This window comes from Peribacillus cavernae (assembly GCF_003989135.1).
Lineage (GTDB): Bacteria > Bacillota > Bacilli > Bacillales > DSM-1321 > Peribacillus > Peribacillus cavernae.
Genome location: NZ_RYZZ01000007.1, coordinates 179267 through 199936, shown reverse-complemented (window position 1 = coordinate 199936; position 20670 = coordinate 179267). Strand labels below are relative to the sequence as shown.

The 20670-nt window shown below is 40.6% G+C and carries 22 protein-coding genes and 1 tRNA gene; 11 read left to right on the top strand and 12 right to left on the bottom strand.

Annotated elements, in window-relative coordinates; all coding sequences use genetic code 11:
- Positions 1–37 precede the first annotated feature (37 nt).
- Together ELQ35_RS07090 and ELQ35_RS07085 are read right to left on the bottom strand one after the other, a co-directional pair.
- Positions 38–688, bottom strand: coding sequence for a DsbA family oxidoreductase (locus ELQ35_RS07090; RefSeq protein WP_126864132.1), 651 nt, complete (start codon positions 686–688; stop codon positions 38–40).
- A 124-nt stretch (positions 689–812) separates the two neighbouring features.
- Positions 813–1799, bottom strand: a complete 987-nt coding sequence (locus ELQ35_RS07085; RefSeq protein WP_126864131.1) for a Gfo/Idh/MocA family protein — start codon at positions 1797–1799, stop codon at positions 813–815.
- Positions 1800–2436: 637 nt separating this feature from the next.
- Between ELQ35_RS07085 and ELQ35_RS07080 the strand changes: the two genes are divergently transcribed.
- The gene (locus ELQ35_RS07080) at positions 2437–3141 is read left to right on the top strand and encodes a response regulator transcription factor (protein ID WP_126864130.1); all 705 of its coding nucleotides are present in this window, start codon (positions 2437–2439) and stop codon (positions 3139–3141) included.
- Here ELQ35_RS07080 and ELQ35_RS07075 read toward each other — a convergent pair.
- Positions 3128–3283 (bottom strand): anti-repressor SinI family protein, encoded by a 156-nt coding sequence (locus ELQ35_RS07075; protein ID WP_126864129.1) that lies wholly within the window; start codon positions 3281–3283, stop codon positions 3128–3130. The two genes, ELQ35_RS07080 and ELQ35_RS07075, sit on opposite strands and share 14 nt — an antisense overlap.
- Before the next feature lie 110 nt (positions 3284–3393).
- Between ELQ35_RS07075 and ELQ35_RS07070 the strand changes: the two genes are divergently transcribed.
- Positions 3394–8607, top strand: a complete 5214-nt coding sequence (locus tag ELQ35_RS07070; protein WP_126864128.1) for an ATP-binding sensor histidine kinase — start codon at positions 3394–3396, stop codon at positions 8605–8607.
- Positions 8608–8846: 239 nt separating this feature from the next.
- Positions 8847–8981, top strand: a complete 135-nt coding sequence (locus ELQ35_RS07065) for an FbpB family small basic protein (protein ID WP_126864127.1) — start codon at positions 8847–8849, stop codon at positions 8979–8981.
- Positions 8982–9157: 176 nt separating this feature from the next.
- On the opposite strand, the gene ELQ35_RS07060 is transcribed toward ELQ35_RS07065, so the two are convergent.
- Positions 9158–9532: a VOC family protein gene (locus ELQ35_RS07060; protein ID WP_126864126.1), complete on the bottom strand. Its 375-nt coding sequence runs from the start codon at positions 9530–9532 to the stop codon at positions 9158–9160.
- Positions 9533–9809: 277 nt separating this feature from the next.
- Positions 9810–9881 (bottom strand) — tRNA-Val (locus ELQ35_RS07055).
- 269 nt (positions 9882–10150) lie between these two features.
- Between ELQ35_RS07055 and ELQ35_RS07050 the strand changes: the two genes are divergently transcribed.
- From ELQ35_RS07050 to ELQ35_RS07020, 7 genes are all read left to right on the top strand, one after another.
- A complete protein-coding gene (locus ELQ35_RS07050; RefSeq protein WP_126864125.1) occupies positions 10151–10759 on the top strand; it encodes a DsbA family oxidoreductase in 609 nt (202 codons plus the stop codon).
- Positions 10760–10903: 144 nt separating this feature from the next.
- Positions 10904–11125 carry a hypothetical protein gene (locus ELQ35_RS07045; RefSeq protein WP_126864124.1) on the top strand — a complete coding sequence of 74 codons (222 nt, stop codon included), beginning with the start codon at positions 10904–10906 and terminating at the stop codon, positions 11123–11125.
- A gap of 215 nt (positions 11126–11340) precedes the next feature.
- On the top strand, positions 11341–12063 hold the full coding sequence (locus ELQ35_RS07040; protein ID WP_126864123.1) for an alpha/beta hydrolase: 723 nt from the start codon (positions 11341–11343) through the stop codon (positions 12061–12063).
- A gap of 103 nt (positions 12064–12166) precedes the next feature.
- The gene (locus tag ELQ35_RS07035; protein WP_126864122.1) at positions 12167–12682 is read left to right on the top strand and encodes a YjcG family protein; all 516 of its coding nucleotides are present in this window, start codon (positions 12167–12169) and stop codon (positions 12680–12682) included.
- 5 nt (positions 12683–12687) lie between these two features.
- Positions 12688–13113 (top strand): GNAT family N-acetyltransferase, encoded by a 426-nt coding sequence (locus ELQ35_RS07030; protein WP_126864121.1) that lies wholly within the window; start codon positions 12688–12690, stop codon positions 13111–13113.
- 261 nt (positions 13114–13374) lie between these two features.
- Positions 13375–13707, top strand: a complete 333-nt coding sequence (locus ELQ35_RS07025; RefSeq protein WP_126864120.1) for a hypothetical protein — start codon at positions 13375–13377, stop codon at positions 13705–13707.
- Between the two features lie 69 nt (positions 13708–13776).
- Positions 13777–14256, top strand: coding sequence for a spore coat protein (locus ELQ35_RS07020; RefSeq protein ID WP_126864119.1), 480 nt, complete (start codon positions 13777–13779; stop codon positions 14254–14256).
- 31 nt (positions 14257–14287) lie between these two features.
- On the opposite strand, the gene ELQ35_RS07015 is transcribed toward ELQ35_RS07020, so the two are convergent.
- Entirely contained in the window at positions 14288–14587 is a 300-nt protein-coding gene (locus ELQ35_RS07015; RefSeq protein WP_126864118.1) for a hypothetical protein, read from the bottom strand.
- Positions 14588–14790: 203 nt separating this feature from the next.
- On the opposite strand from ELQ35_RS07015, the gene ELQ35_RS07010 reads away from it, so the two are divergent.
- A complete protein-coding gene (locus ELQ35_RS07010) occupies positions 14791–17073 on the top strand; it encodes an ATP-dependent helicase (protein WP_126864117.1) in 2283 nt (760 codons plus the stop codon).
- Between the two features lie 296 nt (positions 17074–17369).
- Here ELQ35_RS07010 and spoVIF read toward each other — a convergent pair whose 3' ends face one another.
- The 6 genes from spoVIF to ELQ35_RS06980 all read right to left on the bottom strand — a co-directional run bounded on the left by spoVIF (position 17370) and on the right by ELQ35_RS06980 (position 20410).
- Positions 17370–17630, bottom strand: coding sequence for a sporulation-specific transcription regulator SpoVIF (gene spoVIF / locus ELQ35_RS07005; protein WP_126864116.1), 261 nt, complete (start codon positions 17628–17630; stop codon positions 17370–17372).
- 227 nt (positions 17631–17857) lie between these two features.
- Positions 17858–17986 carry a YjcZ family sporulation protein gene (locus ELQ35_RS07000; RefSeq protein WP_126864115.1) on the bottom strand — a complete coding sequence of 43 codons (129 nt, stop codon included), beginning with the start codon at positions 17984–17986 and terminating at the stop codon, positions 17858–17860.
- A 121-nt stretch (positions 17987–18107) separates the two neighbouring features.
- On the bottom strand, positions 18108–18464 hold the full coding sequence (gene spoVAE / locus ELQ35_RS06995; RefSeq protein ID WP_126864114.1) for a stage V sporulation protein AE: 357 nt from the start codon (positions 18462–18464) through the stop codon (positions 18108–18110).
- Between the two features lie 48 nt (positions 18465–18512).
- Positions 18513–19001: a YhcN/YlaJ family sporulation lipoprotein gene (locus ELQ35_RS06990; protein WP_126864113.1), complete on the bottom strand. Its 489-nt coding sequence runs from the start codon at positions 18999–19001 to the stop codon at positions 18513–18515.
- 339 nt (positions 19002–19340) lie between these two features.
- Positions 19341–19703, bottom strand: coding sequence for a DUF1360 domain-containing protein (locus ELQ35_RS06985; protein WP_126864112.1), 363 nt, complete (start codon positions 19701–19703; stop codon positions 19341–19343).
- Between the two features lie 116 nt (positions 19704–19819).
- Positions 19820–20410 carry a hypothetical protein gene (locus ELQ35_RS06980; protein ID WP_126864111.1) on the bottom strand — a complete coding sequence of 197 codons (591 nt, stop codon included), beginning with the start codon at positions 20408–20410 and terminating at the stop codon, positions 19820–19822.
- Between the last annotated feature and the right edge of the window lie 260 nt (positions 20411–20670).

Genomic DNA, 20670 nt, shown 5'->3' with positions numbered 1-20670 from the left:
CTTCCTCCATTAGGTTAGGTATACATGATCCTGTTTCTTAGCAGAAACCGTCAACTCCGCAGACAAGTCCTTCGGGAAATTCATCCTGCTTTTGTTTCTCAAGTTCATCTTCAATAATTTTTTCCAATTTTTCTTTAGAGAGAATTCCTGCCGTCTTGGTGTCCCCGATTATAAAGGTTGGAACGGCCTGAATTTCCGCTTCATTATAGGCATGCTCGAGTGCCTTCTGATGAACTTCTTTATATTTTCTTGTTTCTAAAATGTGCTTAAATTCATCTTGTTCCAATCCAATTTCCGCTGCCAGTTCAGTGAGCACAGCGATGTCGCCGATATTTTTTTCTTCCTGGAAAAAGGCACGCAGCATCCGGTCATTGTAAACGCTCGCTTTACCCTTTTCCTTCGCATATTGAAACCCTTCAAACGCCAGATGAGTATAAGGCTGCGGCGACACGTTCGGCAAAACGATGTCCACACCAAGCCTTTCCGCCATCGGGTAGACGGATTGCTTCCAGGTGGTTTGCAGATAGTCTCCTTCAAAGCGCAATGTTTCATTAGGGAACGGGCGAAGTTCAAACGGCATCCACTCAATTTCTACATCTTTCCCTTTTACCGCCTCTTTTAATGGCTCTTCTGCCAGGAAACAGAACGGACACACATAATCTGAGTAGACTTTTATCTTTAGTGGCACAGTGCAACCCTTCCATCGTCATATTTTAAGGTTAACTTTATCTTATACTCCTATAAGGATAGGATGTCTAATAAGTTGCTTGATATGAGAAACTTATTTGGTTATGAAGGAAAGTAACTCCGTATTAGATACCATCACTCGGAAAAACAACCCCGATTTGTTTCCGTACCTCGTCCAATATTTCCACCACAATCAACGAATTCTCATAAGTATTTTTATCCGACTCAATTTTCCCTGCCAGAATTAAATCAACAAATTCTCTTGCTTCATAGTACATGGCGTTACTAACCTGCTCTGCAGAAATATCTTCTATCGAGCCATCCCGGCTGATGATTTCAACTATTTCCTGGGTGGAAATCCTGTCAATTCTGATATTTCCCGACTCTCCCTGGATTTCGGATGGAAGGCTGGAGTCTGTTATTTTTGAATACATGACTACCGCTTCCATGTCTTCGTATGTAAGGAGGACACTTCCCTCACCATCGACTCCGGATTCAAGCATAAAGCCATTTGCTTGAACTTGCGTTGGTCTTCCGAATAAAACGACAAGCGGGTAGATAGAGTAAATGCCGATATCCATCAGTGCCCCGTTTGAAAATTCAGGTTTGAATGCATTGAGCACTGTTCCTTCTTTATAAGCATCATAACGGGAGGAATATTGACAGTAGTTGGCAAAGTATCTGCGTACCTTCCCGATTTTATGTAAGTTTTCTTGAACACGCTGAAAATTCGGAAGGACTGTGGATTTCATTGCCTCCATCAGTAACACACCATGTTCTTGTGCTGTATAAATCATTTGCTTTAATTCACTGCTATTGGAAGCAATCGGCTTCTCACACAGTACATGCTTTTTATTTCGCAAAAACGCTTGAGCCTGTTCAGAATGCAGAGAATTGGGACTGGCAATATAAACCGCATCGATCAAATCGCTCTTTGCCATACTCTCTAAATCAGTAAACGTATTTTCTACACCATATTTTTTAGCAAACTCTTCTGCCTTATCACTTGTTCGTGAATAGACGGCATTCAATGAAAAATCTTCAACAAGACTAGCGCCATCCAGAAATTTTTCTGTTATCCAATTGGTACCGACAATACCGAAACGCACCATAAAGTTTCCTCCTTTTCATAAGGCAATATCTCCTATTTTACAAGAAGAGAGAAACCAGTCAAATAACAGCAGCAAGCAGATCATTCACTTATGCAAAAGAAGAGTTATATTCGAAAATTGTTGCTACATTTCTGTATTTAGTTGCTAAAAATAAGTATATTGCAAAATTTCGATACTGTCGGCAAGCTTCCTGACTTTTGTTGCTGAACTACTGTTGGATCTATTTGACTTTCATTGCTGTTTTAGCAGAAATAATCGAGTCTTCTTGTTCAAAAAGAATATTTTCCCTTTTCATAGTGCCATTTGACCAAAAAATGGTACTATATAAGTGGAGATTAAGAATTGCATCTAACACAAATCGGTCAATACTTGGAATTAAAAGTGACGACAAAATGAGAAAAGTGACGACAAAACAGAAAAACAGACGCCAAAAAAAAAAAGAGACTCCAAAATGAGAAAGAGACGACAAAACTTTAACCGAAATAGGAACTGGTTATTTCAACTTAGATATAATGTGAAAGATCTCTATGTAAGACTGGCCTCTCATTGTAGAATAAGAACTAATTTTCATGGTTAATCCAGGGACTATACTAACTGGATACTTAAGTAGCAGATGGTTGTTAGAAAGGAGTTCATCATGGCCGAGGAGAAAGTATTGCTTGTCGACGACGACGAGAGCGTTCAGGAAATTCAAAAGCTATATCTGGAAAGAGAAGGGTTTCACCTCTTGTTTGCTGGAGACGGGCCATCAGCTATTAGACTCGCAGAAGAACATAAACCAGATCTAATCATTTTGGATGTTTCCCTACCAGGTATTGATGGGTTTGAAGTATGTCAAATTCTGCGAAAAACAACAAAGGCTCCCATCCTATTTTTGAGCGCGAGGGAAGATGATTTTGAGCAGATTCTTGGCCACCGGATCGGAGGAGATGATTATATCACAAAGCCCTTCAGTCCTCGTCTTCTAGTAGCAAAGGTGAAAGCACATTTGCGGCGTTATCGGGATCAGGAAGAGGCTCAGAGCAATATCCTCAGAAATAGCGTAATATCATTTAAAGACCTGGAAATTGAAAAAGAAAGCTGTGTTGTGAAAAAGAAAGGCAAGCCGGTGACATTATCGACGAAAGAGTTCCTGCTTTTGTGTTTTCTAGCCGAAAATCCGAACAGGGTTTATAGTGTAGAACAAATTTTTGATGTTATTTGGGGAGAAGATAGTCTAGGTGATTATCGGACAGTGATGGTTCATATAAGCAACCTGCGAAAGAAAATCGAAATCGATCCGGCAAAACCTATGTATATCTCTACAGTACGAGGACTGGGATATAAATTTAATGTTTCCTAGACCTTTTTTCGCAGTTCTCGAAAAATCCCCTGATTTCATTTGCTGTTAGCCCAAGCTGTTTTGCTTCTAAGATTAAGGACATCCATTCCTTATATTGCTCAATTGTTTGAACATGTTCAACAACCTTTTCGCCTTTTTTCATTCTCTATGCCCCTCCATATAAAAATAATTAACATGGTTACATTATAATTCGCCAAGTTAAAGTTCTGTTAAAGTCATACTTAAGTTTCTCTAAACAAGTAGGTGAATCTAGTGGATGATCGAATATTCTTGCCGGGCTACAAGCTGATTAACTTAGAGACAGAAAATGAAACCTGCCTCTTTTATAAAGCGTATTCAACCGTAATGAACAAGATGGTCCTGATAAAAGTGTTAAAAACAAAAGATTTGACCGTACATGAAGCTGCTTCCGCCATTCACGAATTCCATGTGGGTGCAAAGCTGCACGCAGACTCCATTCTTCAGCCGCTTACAATCGTGAAGCATTTAAATGTCCCCTATTTAGTGTTTGAATATTTTCAGTGTGTTACACTCGGCGAACTGCTTGCATCGTATCAAGGAAATGTTATTGACTCTTTGACAATCGCGGCGAATCTCGCTACAGCTCTTTCCCTCATTCATCAACAACAAGTGATACATAAAAATATGAATCCTGAAAATATCTTGATCAATCCGAAAACTTTCAGCATCAAAATAACAGGTTTCAACCACGCAACCTCTCTGAAACAAGAAAATTACCCGGCACATATCGGGTCAAATTCGATCGATGGCCATTTAGCCTATATCTCTCCTGAGCAAACGGGCCGGATGAACCGTTCATTGGATTATCGAACAGACCTATACTCTCTTGGTGTTACGCTCTACCAGCTGTTTACTGGAATTCTTCCATTTACCAGCAAAGATCCTATTCAGCTTGTCCATGCACATCTTGCCAAGACACCGCAGAATCCGGGAGACATTCGAAAAGACCTCCCGGAAACCGTTTCGGCTATTATAATGAAACTGCTGTCCAAATCACCCGAATACAGATATAACAGTGCATTTGGTGTAAGAGAGGATCTATTGAATTGTCTGAATCAGCTTCAAGCATTCGGAAAGGTGGAAGCATTTTTAATAGGCCTGAAGGATAAAAAGATCGTTTTTGAAACAGCCCGTAAACTATATGGACGTGAAGATGAAATAAACAAAATCAAATCTGTTTTTAACCTGGCCGCTAAAGGCGAGTTAGGGATAGTGCTCATCCCTGGCCATTCCGGGATTGGCAAAACAGCCCTTGTTAATAAAATTCATAAACCGCTTGTTCGCGAAAAAGGGTATTTTATTTCCGGCAAATTTGATCAACTGCAAAGGCAAGTACCATATGCCCCGATTCTCACTGCCTTTCAGTCTTTAATACGGCAGATTATGACGGAGAGTCCGGAACAAATTCAGCGATGGAAAGCCCTGCTTGAAAAAGAATTAACAGGTAACACCGCGGTGATCACTTCTATCATTCCTGAACTAGAATGGCTGTTGGGAGAACATTCCCTTGATGAAGTTACATCTGTTGATTCCCAAAAACGGTTCCTATTTACTTTTCAAAAGTTTATTAATGTCTTTGCTTCCAAGGAACATCCACTCGTTTTGTTTCTAGATGACCTGCAGTGGGCTGATGTTTCTTCATTGGAGATGATAGAATATTTGCTTACCCAGGCAAACAGCAGGTACATGATGGTGATTGGAGCATACCGGGATAATGAAGTAGGTGTGAACCATCCATTTTTAAAAACCATCCAAAAGATTCGGGAAGCAAATGTCCCAGTAGCCGATATCCCCCTCCAAAACTTGCAAAAGGAGACGATTCATGAATGGCTCCAAGATTCACTTTTGGACAACGGGGAAAAAGTAGAGCAGATATCTGTATTTATGCACCGGATCACACAGGGAAACCCCTTTTTTATGAAGCAGCTGCTTCAATCGTATTATGAAGACGGCCATATCGTGTTGCATCCTGATAAAGATAGATGGATTGTTGAACTCACACATATAACCGAAAAACCTGTCAAAGAGAACATCGTCAATTTTATGGTCGAAAGAATACTGATGCTGCCTGAACCGACGCAGCAAGTGCTGAGGCTTGCCTCCTGTATTGGAAATCTATTTGATTTAAAAACATTATCGATTATTTCTGAGAAAAACTATAAAGAAACAGCCGCGGATTTATGGGCAGCTCTTGAAGCAGGCTTAATCCTTCCGAATGACGTGATGTATAAATGGATTTATCCCGATGAAGAAAGTCGTCTTCTCGAAAACGAGCCACCGGCTTACACATTTCTTCATGACAGGGTCCAGCAGGCTGTTTACTCCACTATGACAAAAGAGGAGCAAGAGCTTGCCCATTTAACAATTGGCCGCCTTCTGGTGAAGTTTAGCGACAATATTGATGATCAGTTATTTACCATCGTTAACCATTTAAATGCAAGCCGCAGCCATTTAACTCAGCAGGAAATATTGCTGTTGACAGAATGGAATGTCAGCGCGGGCGAGAAAGCAAAAGCTTCTGCCGCCTTCCAAGAATCATTGAAATACTTCGGAACAGCCTATGAATTGGCAGGCGCGAACTGGAAAGACTCTTATCACCTGACATTTCGCATGATGAAAGGCCTCGGGGAATGCCAATACTTAACCAGCAGGTTTAACGATGCGGAGAATACATTTAACAATATTCTTCTTCATTCGCAATCCGTATACGAAAAACTGGCTATCTATAACTTGAAAATCACTCTCTATACGCATGTACACAGGGTAAAAGAGGCCGTGAAATCAGGGATTGCAGGATTGGAGCTTTTTGGAATCAATTTGAGTGAAAATCCTGGCAAGGCGACGATCATACGGGAATTGGCATTGGTGCGAATAGCACTTTACGGAAAAAGCAAAGTAGACCTTTACGCTCTTCCAGAAATGACCGACAAAGACCAAAAGCTAATCTTGCAGACGCTTATCAATATGAATGCCCCTACCTACCATGTGGATCAAAACCTGGCTACTTTGCTGATGCTGAGAGCACTAAGATCCACACTGAAATATGGCATAACAGAAATCAGCGCGTTGGTATTCAATAACTATTCACTTATTTTAAGCGCCGGTTTTAGCGACTTTAAAGGAAGTTATGAGTTTGGCAATCTTGCAATCGACCTTTCAGAACGATTTGGAGTTGTAAGTATCAAAGGCCGGGTCCAGTTTGTTTATGGAAGCTTTGTGAACCATTGGAGAAATTCTCTCAGTGGAAATCTAGCCTATTTGGAAAAATCGCAGCGTTATTGTTTAGATTCCGGCAATATTCATCTTGCTGGAGCAAACAGTTCTTTTATCGTGATTACCTTATTTATGAAAGGTACTCCTATCATGGACACACTGGAAGGGATTAAGAACCAGCTTCAATTTATCAATCAAATCCAGTATCCAATTTCTAAAGGATTTCTCAACGAACTTCGTCAATGGCTCCAGTTTCTTAGCGGAGCCAATACAGTTCGCACATGGGAATTTGAGCCTGTCCTTGACGATGATTCAGCGAAAATCATCCACTACACGCTAAGGCTGCAAATGGCCTATTTGTTCTATAAAAAAGACTATGCCAAAGAGCTGCTTCAATCGCTGGCACCGCTTGTCAATAAACGCTTAACGCTCGTGATTGCCCCGGAATATTATTTTTATCATGCACTCTGGCTTTCCCGTTTTTATGACGACGCTGTTACAGATCGAGAAAAAAGAGAGATTAGAAAAAGGCTAACCCAGTACACAAAGAAAATGAAAAAATGGGCGGAATTAGCGCCGGAAAATTACTTGCATAAATATTTGCTGTTGAAAGCTGAAATCGCACGGCTGAATAAGGATGAACGCTCCATTCTTCCATTTTATGATGAAAGCATCCACTATGCAGAAAAGAACGGTTTTCTACAAGATGCCGCCATTATCAATGAATGTGCAGCAAGACACTATGCTGCCAAAGGATATACCAAACTCGCCAACGCCTATATGGCTGAATCCTATAAAACATATCGTACATGGGGAGCTAACGCAAAAGCACAGCAATTACTTGAAGAAAAGAATTCCCTTATCGAGACAGAAGCAGTTACAGGACTACTGGCATCCCAGCAAGAAACCGATTCGTTTTTTGACATTAACGCTGCCTTAAAGGCAACCCAAAGCATCTCGAAAGAAATTATTCTTGAAAAATTGTTGAACAAACTGATGCATATCACAATGGAGTATGGCGGAGCAGACAGAGGTTTTCTCCTATACACAAGAGACAATCAATTGGTCATCGGTGAGCATAAAAGTTTGGACGAGACTGAAGCAACTGTTTGGAAACATCGGACGATTAAAGGAACCGGACTCATTTCTGAAAAAATTGTCGATTACGTTGAAACCAGTAAAGAAGTGGTCGTGCTGGATGATGCTGCATCAATCGGAATGTTCACGGAAGACAGCTATGTCATATCCAAAAAGCAGAGATCACTTTTATGTCTGCCCATTTTACATAAAGGAAGCCTAAACGGGATTCTTTATCTGGAGAATAATAAAGCGACTCATGCTTTTACAGAAGGAAAAATTAAATTCCTCACATTCCTTTCGACCCAAGCTGCTATCTCGATTGAAAATGCCTACCTATACGAAAAGCTGGAGTCTAAAGTTGTGAAACGTACAGCTGAGCTGAAAGAAGCTAATCATCACTTAGAAGAATTGAACCAAAAGATGGAGCGAGCCGAACAATCACGCCGCCACTTTTTATCAAATATTTCCCATGACTTGCGTGCACCCATTGCTTCCGTAAAGGGCTATATCGAAGCAATTTCGGATGGAATGATTAACACAGAAGCTCAGAAAGACTATTATTTGACAAAAAGCCTTGACCGCATTAATGATTTACATTTGCTGATCCATGATTTATTTGAATTGTCACAACTGGAAACAGGACAAATCAGCTTTTCGATGGATTTCATTCCTGTCGACCGGTTAGCAGGCTATATGTACCGTAAATATGAATATGACATAGCTAAAAGCGGCTTAACTTTCAAATTTGAAAATCAGCTTGATCCTGCTAATGGCGTGTCACCCATGGTAGAAATTGACCTTGATCGGATGGAGCAGGTTTTCTCCAATCTTATAACCAATGCAATAAAACATACAAAATTCGGTGAAATATGTCTCACGCTTGCGGGTAGCGATAATCCGGAACAAGCAGTCATCAGCATCCGGGACACCGGCTCCGGCATTCCAGCTGAGGAACTGCTGCTTATATTTGATCGGAATTACACCAAAACAAGCAAATATTCAACCGAAGCAGGCCACGGCCTCGGCCTTTCCATTTGTAAGGAAATCATCACTTACCATAAAGGAGAAATCTGGGCTGAAAGCGAGGAAGGCAAAGGGACATCCTTCTATATTCGGCTGCCGCTTATTCAATACGCGGAGGAACTGGTGTGATAGTAACACCAGCCCCCCTATAATCATAGAAACGATAAGTCTCCCGAAATAAGAGGCTTATTCTTTAACTGTGTGGAACAGCATTTGTGGTAAAACTTGGTAGATTTGTTGAAATGTAATTAAAATAGTCATAAAACTGTCAATATTTTAAACCCTGCTCACACTAAAATTATCTTATAATTTAAAATATAAAGCATTTTCAGAAACAAAATGTTAAATAAAAACTAAGGAGTGCGATCATGCGTCGGAGGATAACAAAATCATTAGAAGAATTAGTACAAGAGAATAAAAAAGAATTACTTAATGATAAACAAGCTTTAGAAAAGATTGATAAACGTATAGAAAAACGACATGAATTTATAAAACTTGCTTAAACATCCAGTTTAGGAGAAGCTGAAGATTGACCGTTCCTATGTTAAATGAACTATGTTCAAAAGGGAGTAGAAATGGCTTACCTTTAGAAAAAGTTCAGCCATTAAAAAAAAGATTGATCAAAATAGAGACCATCTCATTTTGATCAATCTTTTTTTCAGGGCTACATGCTTTGAAGTTACATATTAGGTGCACCTGACTCAGGTTTGACCTGAACCAAGTAAAGTGAATTACCGTCTAGGTCATAGAAAGGCGCGATCCGGGTTGCCTTGTCTTCCATTATAGGAGCGAAAACAACACCTCTTGCTCGCAGAGTTTCAAGTGAAGTATCGAAATTCTCAGGTTCAAATCCAATGGATAGGTTGTCTGATTTTTCTAGTTGGGATCCGTTCTCTCCTATGGGGTGTAACCCTAATGTCAATCCCGGAGCCTGGACCTGGGCCCAATGTCCATCCACCTGGTATTCTAACTTCAATCCCAGCGTTTCTACATAAAATTGGACTGCCTTATTTACATCTCTTACCATTACGGTCACATTGCCATTTTTGAACATAAAACTCCCCCTCTGTTTGAGCAATATGATACCCTATGAATTTTGTTATAGATAGGAATAATTACTTTTTTCTAAAGAAAATTTGTTTATTAAGAGGGAAAACATTTATCCTTCTGTTATAGTTATAAGAAGATCATAGGTTTGATTAGAGAGATACACTCATGTCTTCATCTTCCTTCCACTACCAGCCTTGGCAGCGATTCAGTCGTCTACTGAAAAATCGATTGTAGTTAAAAAGAGGTACATTCCTCTTTCAAGAAATGCACCTCCAACCCTATGATCCGAGAGGGATTCGAACCCCCGACCCCATCCCTGTCAAGGATGTATTCTCCCGCTGAACTATCGGATCGTATATAATTGTGTACTTTTTATAACAAGCTTGCTAAGTACATATTTAATTATATGTTTTGTCCAAAAAAAGTCAACACCTATTTTATTGTTCCCGTTTTAAAAATCATTTCAGAATAGCCACACCAGCTGTCGATATACAAAATAGTTGAAATTGCAGAACCACCAAAAACAAGTCAGCTAAAAGCTAAAACACTTTTCCAAGCATTTTGTTCGTATTTCCTATCCTAATGTTGATAAACTAATACAGAAAAAAGGAGGAGTAAAAAAATGACATTGAAAGTCCGTATCTATTCAGATTATGTTTGACCATTCTGTTATATAGCGGAGGCTCCGCTAAAAGAAGCGATAAAAGAAAGAGATGTTGAAATTGAATGGATGCCGTTTGAACTGCGTCCGTATCCAGCAGAGACTCTATCACCAAAAGATGCAAAATTCCAGCAGGGCTGGAGACAATCGATTGCCCCTCTGGCAGAGCGGTTTGGTGTGAAAATGATGATGCCTGAGGCTGACCCGACCCCGCATACCCACCTGGCACATGAAGGTTTTCGTTTTGCCAAGGAAAACGGCAAGGGAAATGAATATGTGGAAGCCGTCCTGAAGGCATTCTGGGAGCAAAGCCAGAATATTGGCAGCATCGATGTATTGTCCGATATTGCTGCTTCGGTCGGACTGGATGGAACTGAGTTCAAGAAAGCCTTATCAGAGCGCAAATACGAACAAAATCATAAGCAGGCACTAAAGCATGCGTACTATGATGCCCAGATTACAGCCGTTCCGACATTCTTTATCGGAAACCGCCGCGTTCAAGGGTTGCATACAAAAGAAGCATTGGAAAGAATACTGGATGAAGAAATAACTGGCTCCTCTACATCCTGACTATAAGTTGATAGAGCAAAACGGTTCCATTCTGTTGGGACCGTTTTTTTATCCAATAACAGGAACGCATGTTCTTTTTGTTTGCATAAAGAATGAATGTTCGCATATAATACATATATAAAATAAGTAAAGGAGAACGTGGACATGAAAACCATGCTGCTGAAAAACCTGGAAGAAGGAACACCGCTCGAAATCATTTATCTTTCTGAAAAAGGATTGATCTCACAGAGAAGGATCTCGGTCCTTGAAATACATGAGAATAATATTCGGGCCTTCTGCCTTCTTCGCCAGACAAAACGCACCTTTAAAATCTCAAATATTCTGTCTGCACGTTTAATCCAGTCCCGCTATGAGCAAATAGGGTAATCACTAATGGATCCCAACACCTTCAGCATATCATCTTCTAAAATCCCCTGCCGCTTTCAACCATCGAGAAAATAATTCACTGTTCATCAACGGTGTCTTTGCTTTCCATGCAAGCGGACTTCCGCTTAAAAAAATCACCCAACAGGAAAAGACACCCCGTCCTATGCTAGAATAAACAAGTAATTCCTACACTATTCATATCGGGGTGTGAAACGATGAGTATACCAAAAGGAACGATAAAGGAATATACGTTTACAAGCAACGAGTTGGGGGAAGAACTTGAATTGTTAGTTTATCTGCCGGCGAATTTCTCCCCCCTATATAAATATTCTGTTGCCATTGCCCAGGATGGCCGCGATTATTTTCAGCTTGGCCGTATCGGAAGAGTTACTGACGAACTGATTTACCAGCAGGAAATTGAAAATATTATCATTGTCGGCGTCCCATATCGTGATGTTCACGACCGGTGGAATAAATACCATCCTTCGGGTGAAAAGCAGGCTGCCTACATACGTTTTTTGGCCCATGAGCTTGTTCCATTTATAGATAAAGAATTCCCAACCTACCATATGGGAAAGGGAAGGGCTTTAATCGGGGACTCGCTTGGGGCTACAGTTTCCCTGTTGACCGCTTTGCAATATCCAAATACATTTGGGAAATGCATCCTGCAATCCCCTTTTGTGAATGATGTTGTCGAACAAGCCGTGAAAGAATTTGAACATCCGCACTTGCTTGAGCTGTATCATGTGATTGGAAAGCAGGAAACCGAAGTACCGACAACTGATGGAAAGAAAAAAAACTTTATTGAGCCCAACCGCAGGCTCAGCGGATTGTTTAAACAAAAAGGTTTTTCCTATTTTTACGATGAATTCGATGGAAACCATACATGGAAAAACTGGCAGCCCGATGTAAAACGGGCTTTGAAGGAAATTTTTTGAACTTGATCAAAATTTTCCAATAGTTAACGCTTTTTCTGAAAATTTTGTTATAATTATGTATCTACACATTTTTAACCGAATTCTTTATACAGGAGGTAGCAATATGAAATATGGTGTGGCCATTTTTCCTTCAAAAGAGCTTCAAGATAAAGCAAATTCGTATCGAAAACGGTATGATCCTCATTATGCCCTTATTCCTCCACATCTTACGATTAAGGGGCCATTTGAAGCTACTGACACAGAAATTAAGACAATTGTTGAAATGTTAGAACAGATCGCTTCGAATTCCAATCCTTTTACACTGAAAGTCCTTAAAGTAAGCTCCTTTCAGCCTGTAAATAATACGATTTATTTCAAGGTGGAATTGACGCCGGAGCTTGAACAGCTTAATGAGGCTCTTAATAGCAAGGTGCTTCTCGAGGCAGATGCTGAATATTCTTTTGTCCCCCATATCACGATTGGACAGCAGCTTTCAGATGATGAACACTCTGATGTATTTAGTCAGCTGACAATGTCGAATGTAACACAGGAAGAGAAGGTGAATCGTTTTCACCTGCTGTATCAGCTTGAAAATGGTTCCTGGACTGTATATGAAACATTCATTTTAGGAGATGAATAAGGATTGTGAACGTTAAAATCGTTGCTACCAAAGAGGAACGCGAGGATGCTTATTTAGTTCGTACTAAGGTTTTCATCGACGAGCAAAATGTTCCTGTTGAAGAAGAAATTGATAAGCATGAACATGAATCAACTCATTTTGTCTTATATGACGATGTCCACTCTCCAATTGGAGCTGGCCGTTTTCGTATTCTCGACGGTATTGGAAAGGTGGAGCGTATTTGTGTGTTATCATCTGCACGCCAAAAAGGGTCTGGTATACGCATCATGGACGCCATTCAGACATTCGCAGCCTCAAGAGACATTACGAGATTAAAGCTGAATGCACAGACACACGCGATTCCTTTTTATGAGAAATTGGGCTATCAGACTGTTTCCGGTGAATTCCTCGATGCAGGCATCCCACACAAAACGATGATAAAAGAAATATAAAAAAGAAAAGCTCAAGCAGCCTAGCCCCTCGAAGGGCTAGGCTGCTTGCGTTAGACATCAGTACACATTAGGAATGCTTATCCTTTAAAAGAAAACCCTGACATTGCAGGTTCATAACCGCAGTTGCAGGGCTTTTTGTCTCCCTCTCCATACCCCGAGGTTCCAACTAAGAATATCCTGATTGAAAAATTCCACTTTTACCCTATGGCAATTCGCCTTGATACTCATAGTCTATATAAGAAGAACAAAGGAGGGATAATGTTGAGCGATAAACATTTTGACATGGAAGAATCGCAGAGAAAGCTAATGGAATTACTGGTTTCCCGCACACTGCGAAAGCATGGCGTCAAAAACGGTAAAACATCCGATCTTTCAGACAAAGAAAAGAACAATTTGAAGAGCACGATTGATTTTCTCCAGAAACAATCAGAGGAATTCTTCGGCAAAACAAACAAGATTACAGAAGACGACGTAAACCCGCTGACAAATGTCTATGAGGGCAACGATGATGAGTTGGTTGAGAGTCCCGAAAAAACTACGCATATCAATAAACTTAATTTAGCCATAAAAAGAAAAAATAGACGTTTGGAATGAGAAATTCGTCCAAACATAGTTTCTCGGCCAGCATACTTTAATAGGGAATAATCTTAAAGGAGGATTAATATGAATCAAGATGTTTATAGAAGCAATTTTGATCAACAAGAAAGAAAATGGTCTGCTTTGGATGCAAGTTCAAATCACCCAATGTCAGCTTATTGCGGGGACGAAGATAATGATGTAGAGCAAGAAGCTGAGCAAAAAAACTCGGAGTATCAATTGTCTGAGGAACTGATTTATATTAAAGATTCCTGCGACGTAGAGATCGATTCTACTGACGTGAAAGCGGCCCTGTCCTTACAGGCAGCCCTTCAAGCGGCAATCGTGGTAGTCATCAGCATTTCTATCGCTGACGGCGATAGAGCAGAAAGAATTACTCAGGAATTGATGCAGTCTTCTAGGATCACACAAATCACGCGTCAAAAAACGATCGTAGAAAACTCCAGGAATATCGATATCAGAACTACTGATGCACAGGTAGCCACCAACATCCAGCTATTACTTCAGCTATTGCTTGCTTTAATCGTAGAGCTAGATATCCTATAAGAATAAAAGGACACATAACGTGTCCTTTTTCTTATATTGTCTCGTTAAAGTATCGACCCTTTCCTGTTATCTCAGCGACAATGTGTTCGGGAATAGCGCTTCTTGATGATTGCGCCATATAGAAGGCGGGAATGGTTTTCGAAAGTTTACTAAGCTGTATCGCTTCGTCCTTTTCCACCTCAGCTATTTCCTGCCCCAGTTCCTGGATGAATGGAATCGGCACAACTGGTTTAAGGCCTTCTATAAGCTTCTGTGACTGTTTTTCAGCATTCACGGTACGATTTGCATATTGGATGTATTCAAATTGAGTAATTGGAATGATGTACCCCACATGTTCACCTCCATCTAAAATCTCTTCGAACATAGCATTTGTAAGGGTATTTACCCGCTTGATTATTTACATAAACACTCCTTTATGGTCTTTTTGTTTCGCTATTGTTTTGGTATGATGAGGATTGCCCTTTAGCAATCAAACGAAAAATTCAGCAACAATATTTCAAAGTGAATTTTAAATAGGGATTTGAGGTTATATCTATGAAAGCAGCAAGATCAGGAAACGATATCGTCCATCTGGAAGCTGTGTCTGTTGATCGGCTCCAGACTATATATGAAAAAGGGAGACGCAGCGAACTGACATGCCCGATTTGCGGCAGCCTGCTGAAATTACATATCGGCATACATGAACCTCCGTACTTCGACCATTCCTTTCCCTCCCCGGATTGTGAAAGAGCGATTTTGGAATCAGCTCCTCAGAAAATAACTGGGGTTTCCGTCGATTCTCAAGAACACAGCGGTTTTAGACTGCCTAAAGGAAAAGTCATCAGGGAGTCTGTCCAGCAAGAGGGACCTTTCATGCAAAGCATGCCCATCAAGGGAAACCCTGCATTCTTGGAAAAACTTCTTATAGAACGCTCAATAGAAGATACATATTTAACCCTTCTTGAAGAACATGGGGTAACACTTGATGAACAGCAAATGGCAGCAGCTACTGCCATCGAAGGACCCTTACTTGTTTTGTCCGGTGCCGGCAGCGGCAAAACAAGAGTTTTGACTGTAAGGACTGCTTATATGATTACAGTTAGAAAAGTGGATCCAAAAACGATCATGCTTGTGACGTTTACAGCAAAAGCCGCTAAGGAAATGAAAGAAAGGCTGCTGTCTTACCCTGGAATCAGCGCTTCAGCCGTAAATCAATTAGTCAGTGGAACTTTTCATAGCGTTTTTTATAAAATTTTAATTTTTCACGAGCCGGAAAAATGGCAGCGAAACCTGCTGATCAAGTGGAACTGGGAAAAGGAAAAAATCGTCAAAAACGCTGGAAGGGATTATGGTCTTGATGAGAAAGAGTTCGCGTATGACAGCGCCCTGCAGCAAATAGGACTGTGGAAAAACTCGCTGCTCTTTCCGGAAGATATTAAACCTATCGATGATTGGGAGATTGCTTGTGCTTATTTATACAAAAAATATGAGGAATATAAACAAAAAACGATGATGTATGACTTTGATGATATGCTCGTCGGCTGTTATTCACTCTTGAAATCCCGATCAGACCTTCTTGAAAAATACAAGAGGCGGTTTCAATATTTCCTTGTCGATGAGTTTCAGGATATCAACAAGGTTCAATATGAACTGATTAAAATGCTTTCTTCCGGCTCGAATAATCTATGCGTAGTCGGTGATGATGATCAGGCGATCTATTCTTTCCGCGGCAGCGATCCATCCTTTATTTTGCACTTTGAAAAGGATTATCCTGCTGTGAAGATCGTCAAACTCACAGAAAACTACCGCTCTGCCCATGAAATTGTCGCTACAGCGAACCGGATCATTAAAGGCAATCAAAGCCGGATGGACAAAGCCATGCGTGCGCAGCACAATTTCAGCGAACCTGCTGTTTTATTTTTTCCATATGACGAAGAATTGGAAGCAACAATGATCGTGACTGATATTCAGGAAAAGGTAGCGCTGGGGGCCAGGCCCAGCGATTTTGCGATCCTCTACCGGACCCATTCGATGTCACGGGCGATATTTGAAAGGCTCGCTGCCTCCTCCTTGCCTTTTGTGATTGATCAGGATGCCGAATCTTTCTATGAACGGAGGATTGTCAGGGGTATGCTCGCTTTCTTGCGCTTAAGTATGCAGCCGCAAGATCCCAGAGCGGCAGCTGCAATATTATCCCCCCTATTTTTAAAGCAAAATGTTTTGCAAGAAATGAAAGCTCAGACCATCTTGCGGGATTGTGATTTTATCGATACCTTCTCATTTGTAAAAACAGGCCTTGCTTTTCAGGAAAGAAAGCTTAAGGCACTGCCGGCGAAAATTCGTTCGTTGAGGAACGTTAAGCCTATTATCGCCCTTGAAATCGTTGAAAAAGACTTGGGGTATCAGGACTTCGTAAAAAAGCGCGGCACTGAAGGAAATATCGAAAAGGGCTCTGATGATATCAGAGACCTTAAGGTTGCGGCTAAGCAGTTTGAAACGATCGGGGAATTTCTCGACCACGCCGACCATATGATCGGCATGAACAAGGAAGTGAAACAGCTGTCCAAGCACTTTACGGATGCTATACAGCTAACGACCATCCATCGCTCAAAAGGCCTTGAATATAAAACGGTGTATGTATTATCTGCTGTTGAAGGAAGCATCCCGCACGATTTTGCGCTCGATTCCTATCGAAAAGGCGACGTCGTGCCCTTGGAGGAAGAGCGAAGGCTCATGTACGTTGCAGCCACCCGCGCAAGTCTTGGTCTCTACTTTTCCATTCCACAGACAAGACGGGGAAAAAAGGCATTTCCTTCACGCTTCTTAAAATTTTATTAGAAAAGCCCAAGCGACTTGTTCAGCAGCCAAAAAAATCTGTGATTTTTTTGGTAAGATCCTGTGCAAGTCCGACAAGCATAAGTCAAGCACAGCAAGAAGGCGAACACCTTCTGGCTGTGCTTGACTTATGACCTCGAGGCCGACTAAGACCACCACGTCCTTATGTCTTCGTCGACATTAGCACGTCCGGTGCGTCGGGGCGTGGCTGCTTGCGCTAGACACAAAATCATGTTGAAAAAGTTATACTTTTGTATCCAAGTACAAAACGGTGAGCTCTCCCCGTTTTTTTGCCAATGTTATTTCTTTTTATTATTAAGCATATCGGCAATTGTACTAAAATCGAGCTGGTTTCCTTCTTTTATAATCGACTTGATCAGTTTATCCTCCGTTTCCTGGTTTACAGGTTTATTTGCAATTTTAGAAACACGTCTGATCACATTCCGTACCGTTTTTTCATCTTTAAAATTTGCACCCTGCAGAGAATTCGCCAATTCAAAAACATCTTTCATATTTACGCCCGTTTTGTTTTCCATGTTTTTAAAAAAATGATTATCCATGTTAAGCCCTCCTTCTTCTCCGTATTGCTATTCTATGCACAATAAAAGAATTGGTGAAAATAAGAAAAGCGCAAGCACCTGGATAGCCCGACAAGTATAGGTCAGATCCCGCACGAGGCTGCTTTTTGCCTTCTCTTAGGGAGATGGCTTATGACACCCACAGTCAAATCTACTCGGAAATAAAAAAACGAAACAGGTTTTTACCCATTCCGTTTTTTTGCCTTTAATTAGCAGAAAGAAGCACCAACAATAATCAACAAGATAAACAATACCACAATCAAAACAAAGCCATTTCCATAACCCTTGTCATATTTAACTTCTTCGTATCCGTATCCACCGCAGCCGCATCCAAACATTTATTTCACCTCGCTTTTCGCTTAGGTTACTTATAACATATGTAAGTCCACGAAAAGGTGTATAGGCTGTTTTCTTATCCCAATTAAAATGGTAGCACGCCAGGGTAGTGGTTAGATAAAATTAGCCTTTAGGTTTAAACACTAATGCGCCAATGAACCCAAAGATGATTGCAGCTGATATTCCAGAACTGGTCACCTCAAACATCCCGGTGATCACCCCAATAATGCCATGTTTTTCGGCTTCTTGCATCGCACCATGGACAAGAGAATTTCCAAATGATGTAATCGGGATGGTCGCTCCCGCCCCTGCAAAATCCATCAGTGGCTCATAAAGTCCAAAGCCGTCAAGTATGGCACCTATAACTACAAACAAACTAAGTGTATGGGCTGGTGTCAGCTTGGCTACGTCAAATAAAAGCTGGCCGATTACACAAATGATCCCTCCGACAACAAACGCCCAAAAAAACATCCCTAGCACTCAACACTCCTCCTTTCAATTATCTCACGTTATATTGGACCTTTTCTCTTACGTTAATTCCTTTTGAAGTTTAACGATTTTCTCGAACCGTTTTTTTGCCTTCTTTTCTGGAACGTCTTTTTTCCTCAGCATTTCATTTAATCTGACTGTTTCGAGAAAAATTTTATAATCACTTGAGACGGTAAAGTTGTAGCCTTTGAACGTTCGATTCAGCTGGTCATTCACATTTTTTTCTATCTTCTTCATTTGAAATCTGTGCATGTGATTCACTTTATAGGCTACCAATATTTCTTTTCCATTTTGTACGATGGCAACATCATAAATCCCGTCAATTCCGATAACTTCTTTTTTCACTTTCTCCGGAAGTCCATCATTCTGATAGGTAAGGCTTCTGACATCCATTGCCGGCGGATTTGTTGTTTGGATAAGTGCCATGTTTTCTTTTTCCGCATCGCTGTTATCGGTACATCCTGTGGTGATAAACAGGATTGCTGCCGGAATGAGGAGATAATATCTTCTGCTGCTTTTCCCTGGCATGTTTTCACATCCTATATAATGTACTACTGATTATTTTTCTGCTTTCCACCTTTTTTATGAATGGAATTTTTTCCTATTAGAAAAAACGCAAACGCCTTGTGGACAATAAAAAAGCCTCATCCCTTGAATAGGATAAGGTTACAACAATATGCTTAAATTACACTTGCTGGATATAGACGTCATCTGCCTTTTTTGCATCCGCAGTCTTTTTTGACTTTTACCGGTTTGATCTTGGTTAACGGTTTTGAAGATGAATTTTCAAGCTGTTTTTTTTTCATAGCAAATTCTCCTTTCAACATCTTTAAGATAGTATATGAGGAGAATAATCTATTGTTTCTATCAGTAGCCTATCAACTTGCTGATTATCGTTTCAATAATAGAGCTGATTGCTGCAATCGCAAGGACAATAACCGCATAATTACCTATAGATGTTTGATATACATACAATCCTGCCAATAACATGCTTACCCAAACACCGGTACACCAGTAGCAGCTTAAAAGTTCCCCTACCCAGCCCCTTACCCCTCCAATTCTTGGGGTAAGATAAATTTCAACCACGCCATCCTCTCCTGTTTCTTCTATTTCATCAAAAAACGGCCTTCTAAGGAACTCGGTAATTTTGTCATATACAATTAGCCGGGTCAATCTGAAGGCTGCAAGGCCAAGCAGGATAATCACCGTCAAATTGGTGTTTTCTAGCATGATTCATTACCTCCTCTCTGGCACCGACCTTCCTTTCACGGCAAAAGGTGCCGCTAGGAGTGCAAAAGATTCTTTCTGCATAGAATCAGATATGGAAATCTTGAAATTCTTCGCGGTTAGACAAGCCGGAAATGTTGTATGTCTGAAATATCAAGTTCCAATATAGCATCCCCAGCTTTTACTTTTATGAGGTCTCCTCGTTTACTAAGTACCTGAAAGCTAAGAATTTTGCCTTTAACGATTGCTTCACAAATCGGTTTTGGGATATTTGAAGGGTATCGTGCGAGTTTTGTCAGTTTTGCAAGGATATCTTCGCGTTTAGATTCTTCATCTGTGTTGACGTACCGATTATCTCCGGCATCAGCTGTGTATGAAGCTGAAGAAAGGTCACCCTCTTCCTTTTGTCCGGTTATTTTATTAACGGCTGCGATTTCGTCCGATATTTCCTTCATCACCTCATACACGCCAAACTCCTGTTTAATTTGTTCTAATTTGCGCTCTTCGTCTTCCTTTCGCCGCTGTTCTTCATCACCCGTCTCTTCAACGCGATTGATGAGTTCCTTTTGTTCAGGCTGAAGTTCTGCTTTCTTTTTTTTGTTTCGCTTTGTACGATATACCTGCTGCATCTGTGGTTCTGTTTGCTGCGGCATCTCGGGCTGGACAATATAAAGCAGCGGTTTGGGGTCTTGATTGTTATTGTCGCTCATTTTATGCTCCCCTTACTGTTTAATGATTTTTACCAGATCAAACTGTTCAATGTGACACTGAACCGGGATTTTATCGAAACCATTGCTCATTTATTTTTTCCAGATTTTCCCTACATACTAAACTCAACTTGCCTTTATCATACTTTTTACAAACTGTTTTTTGGGTACTTTATAGAATAAAGAAGGTTCATTCTACTGCATAAGACAGTACCCTTTCTAGATGTATATGAACGATAAATCGTTTTATGATGCTTAAACGG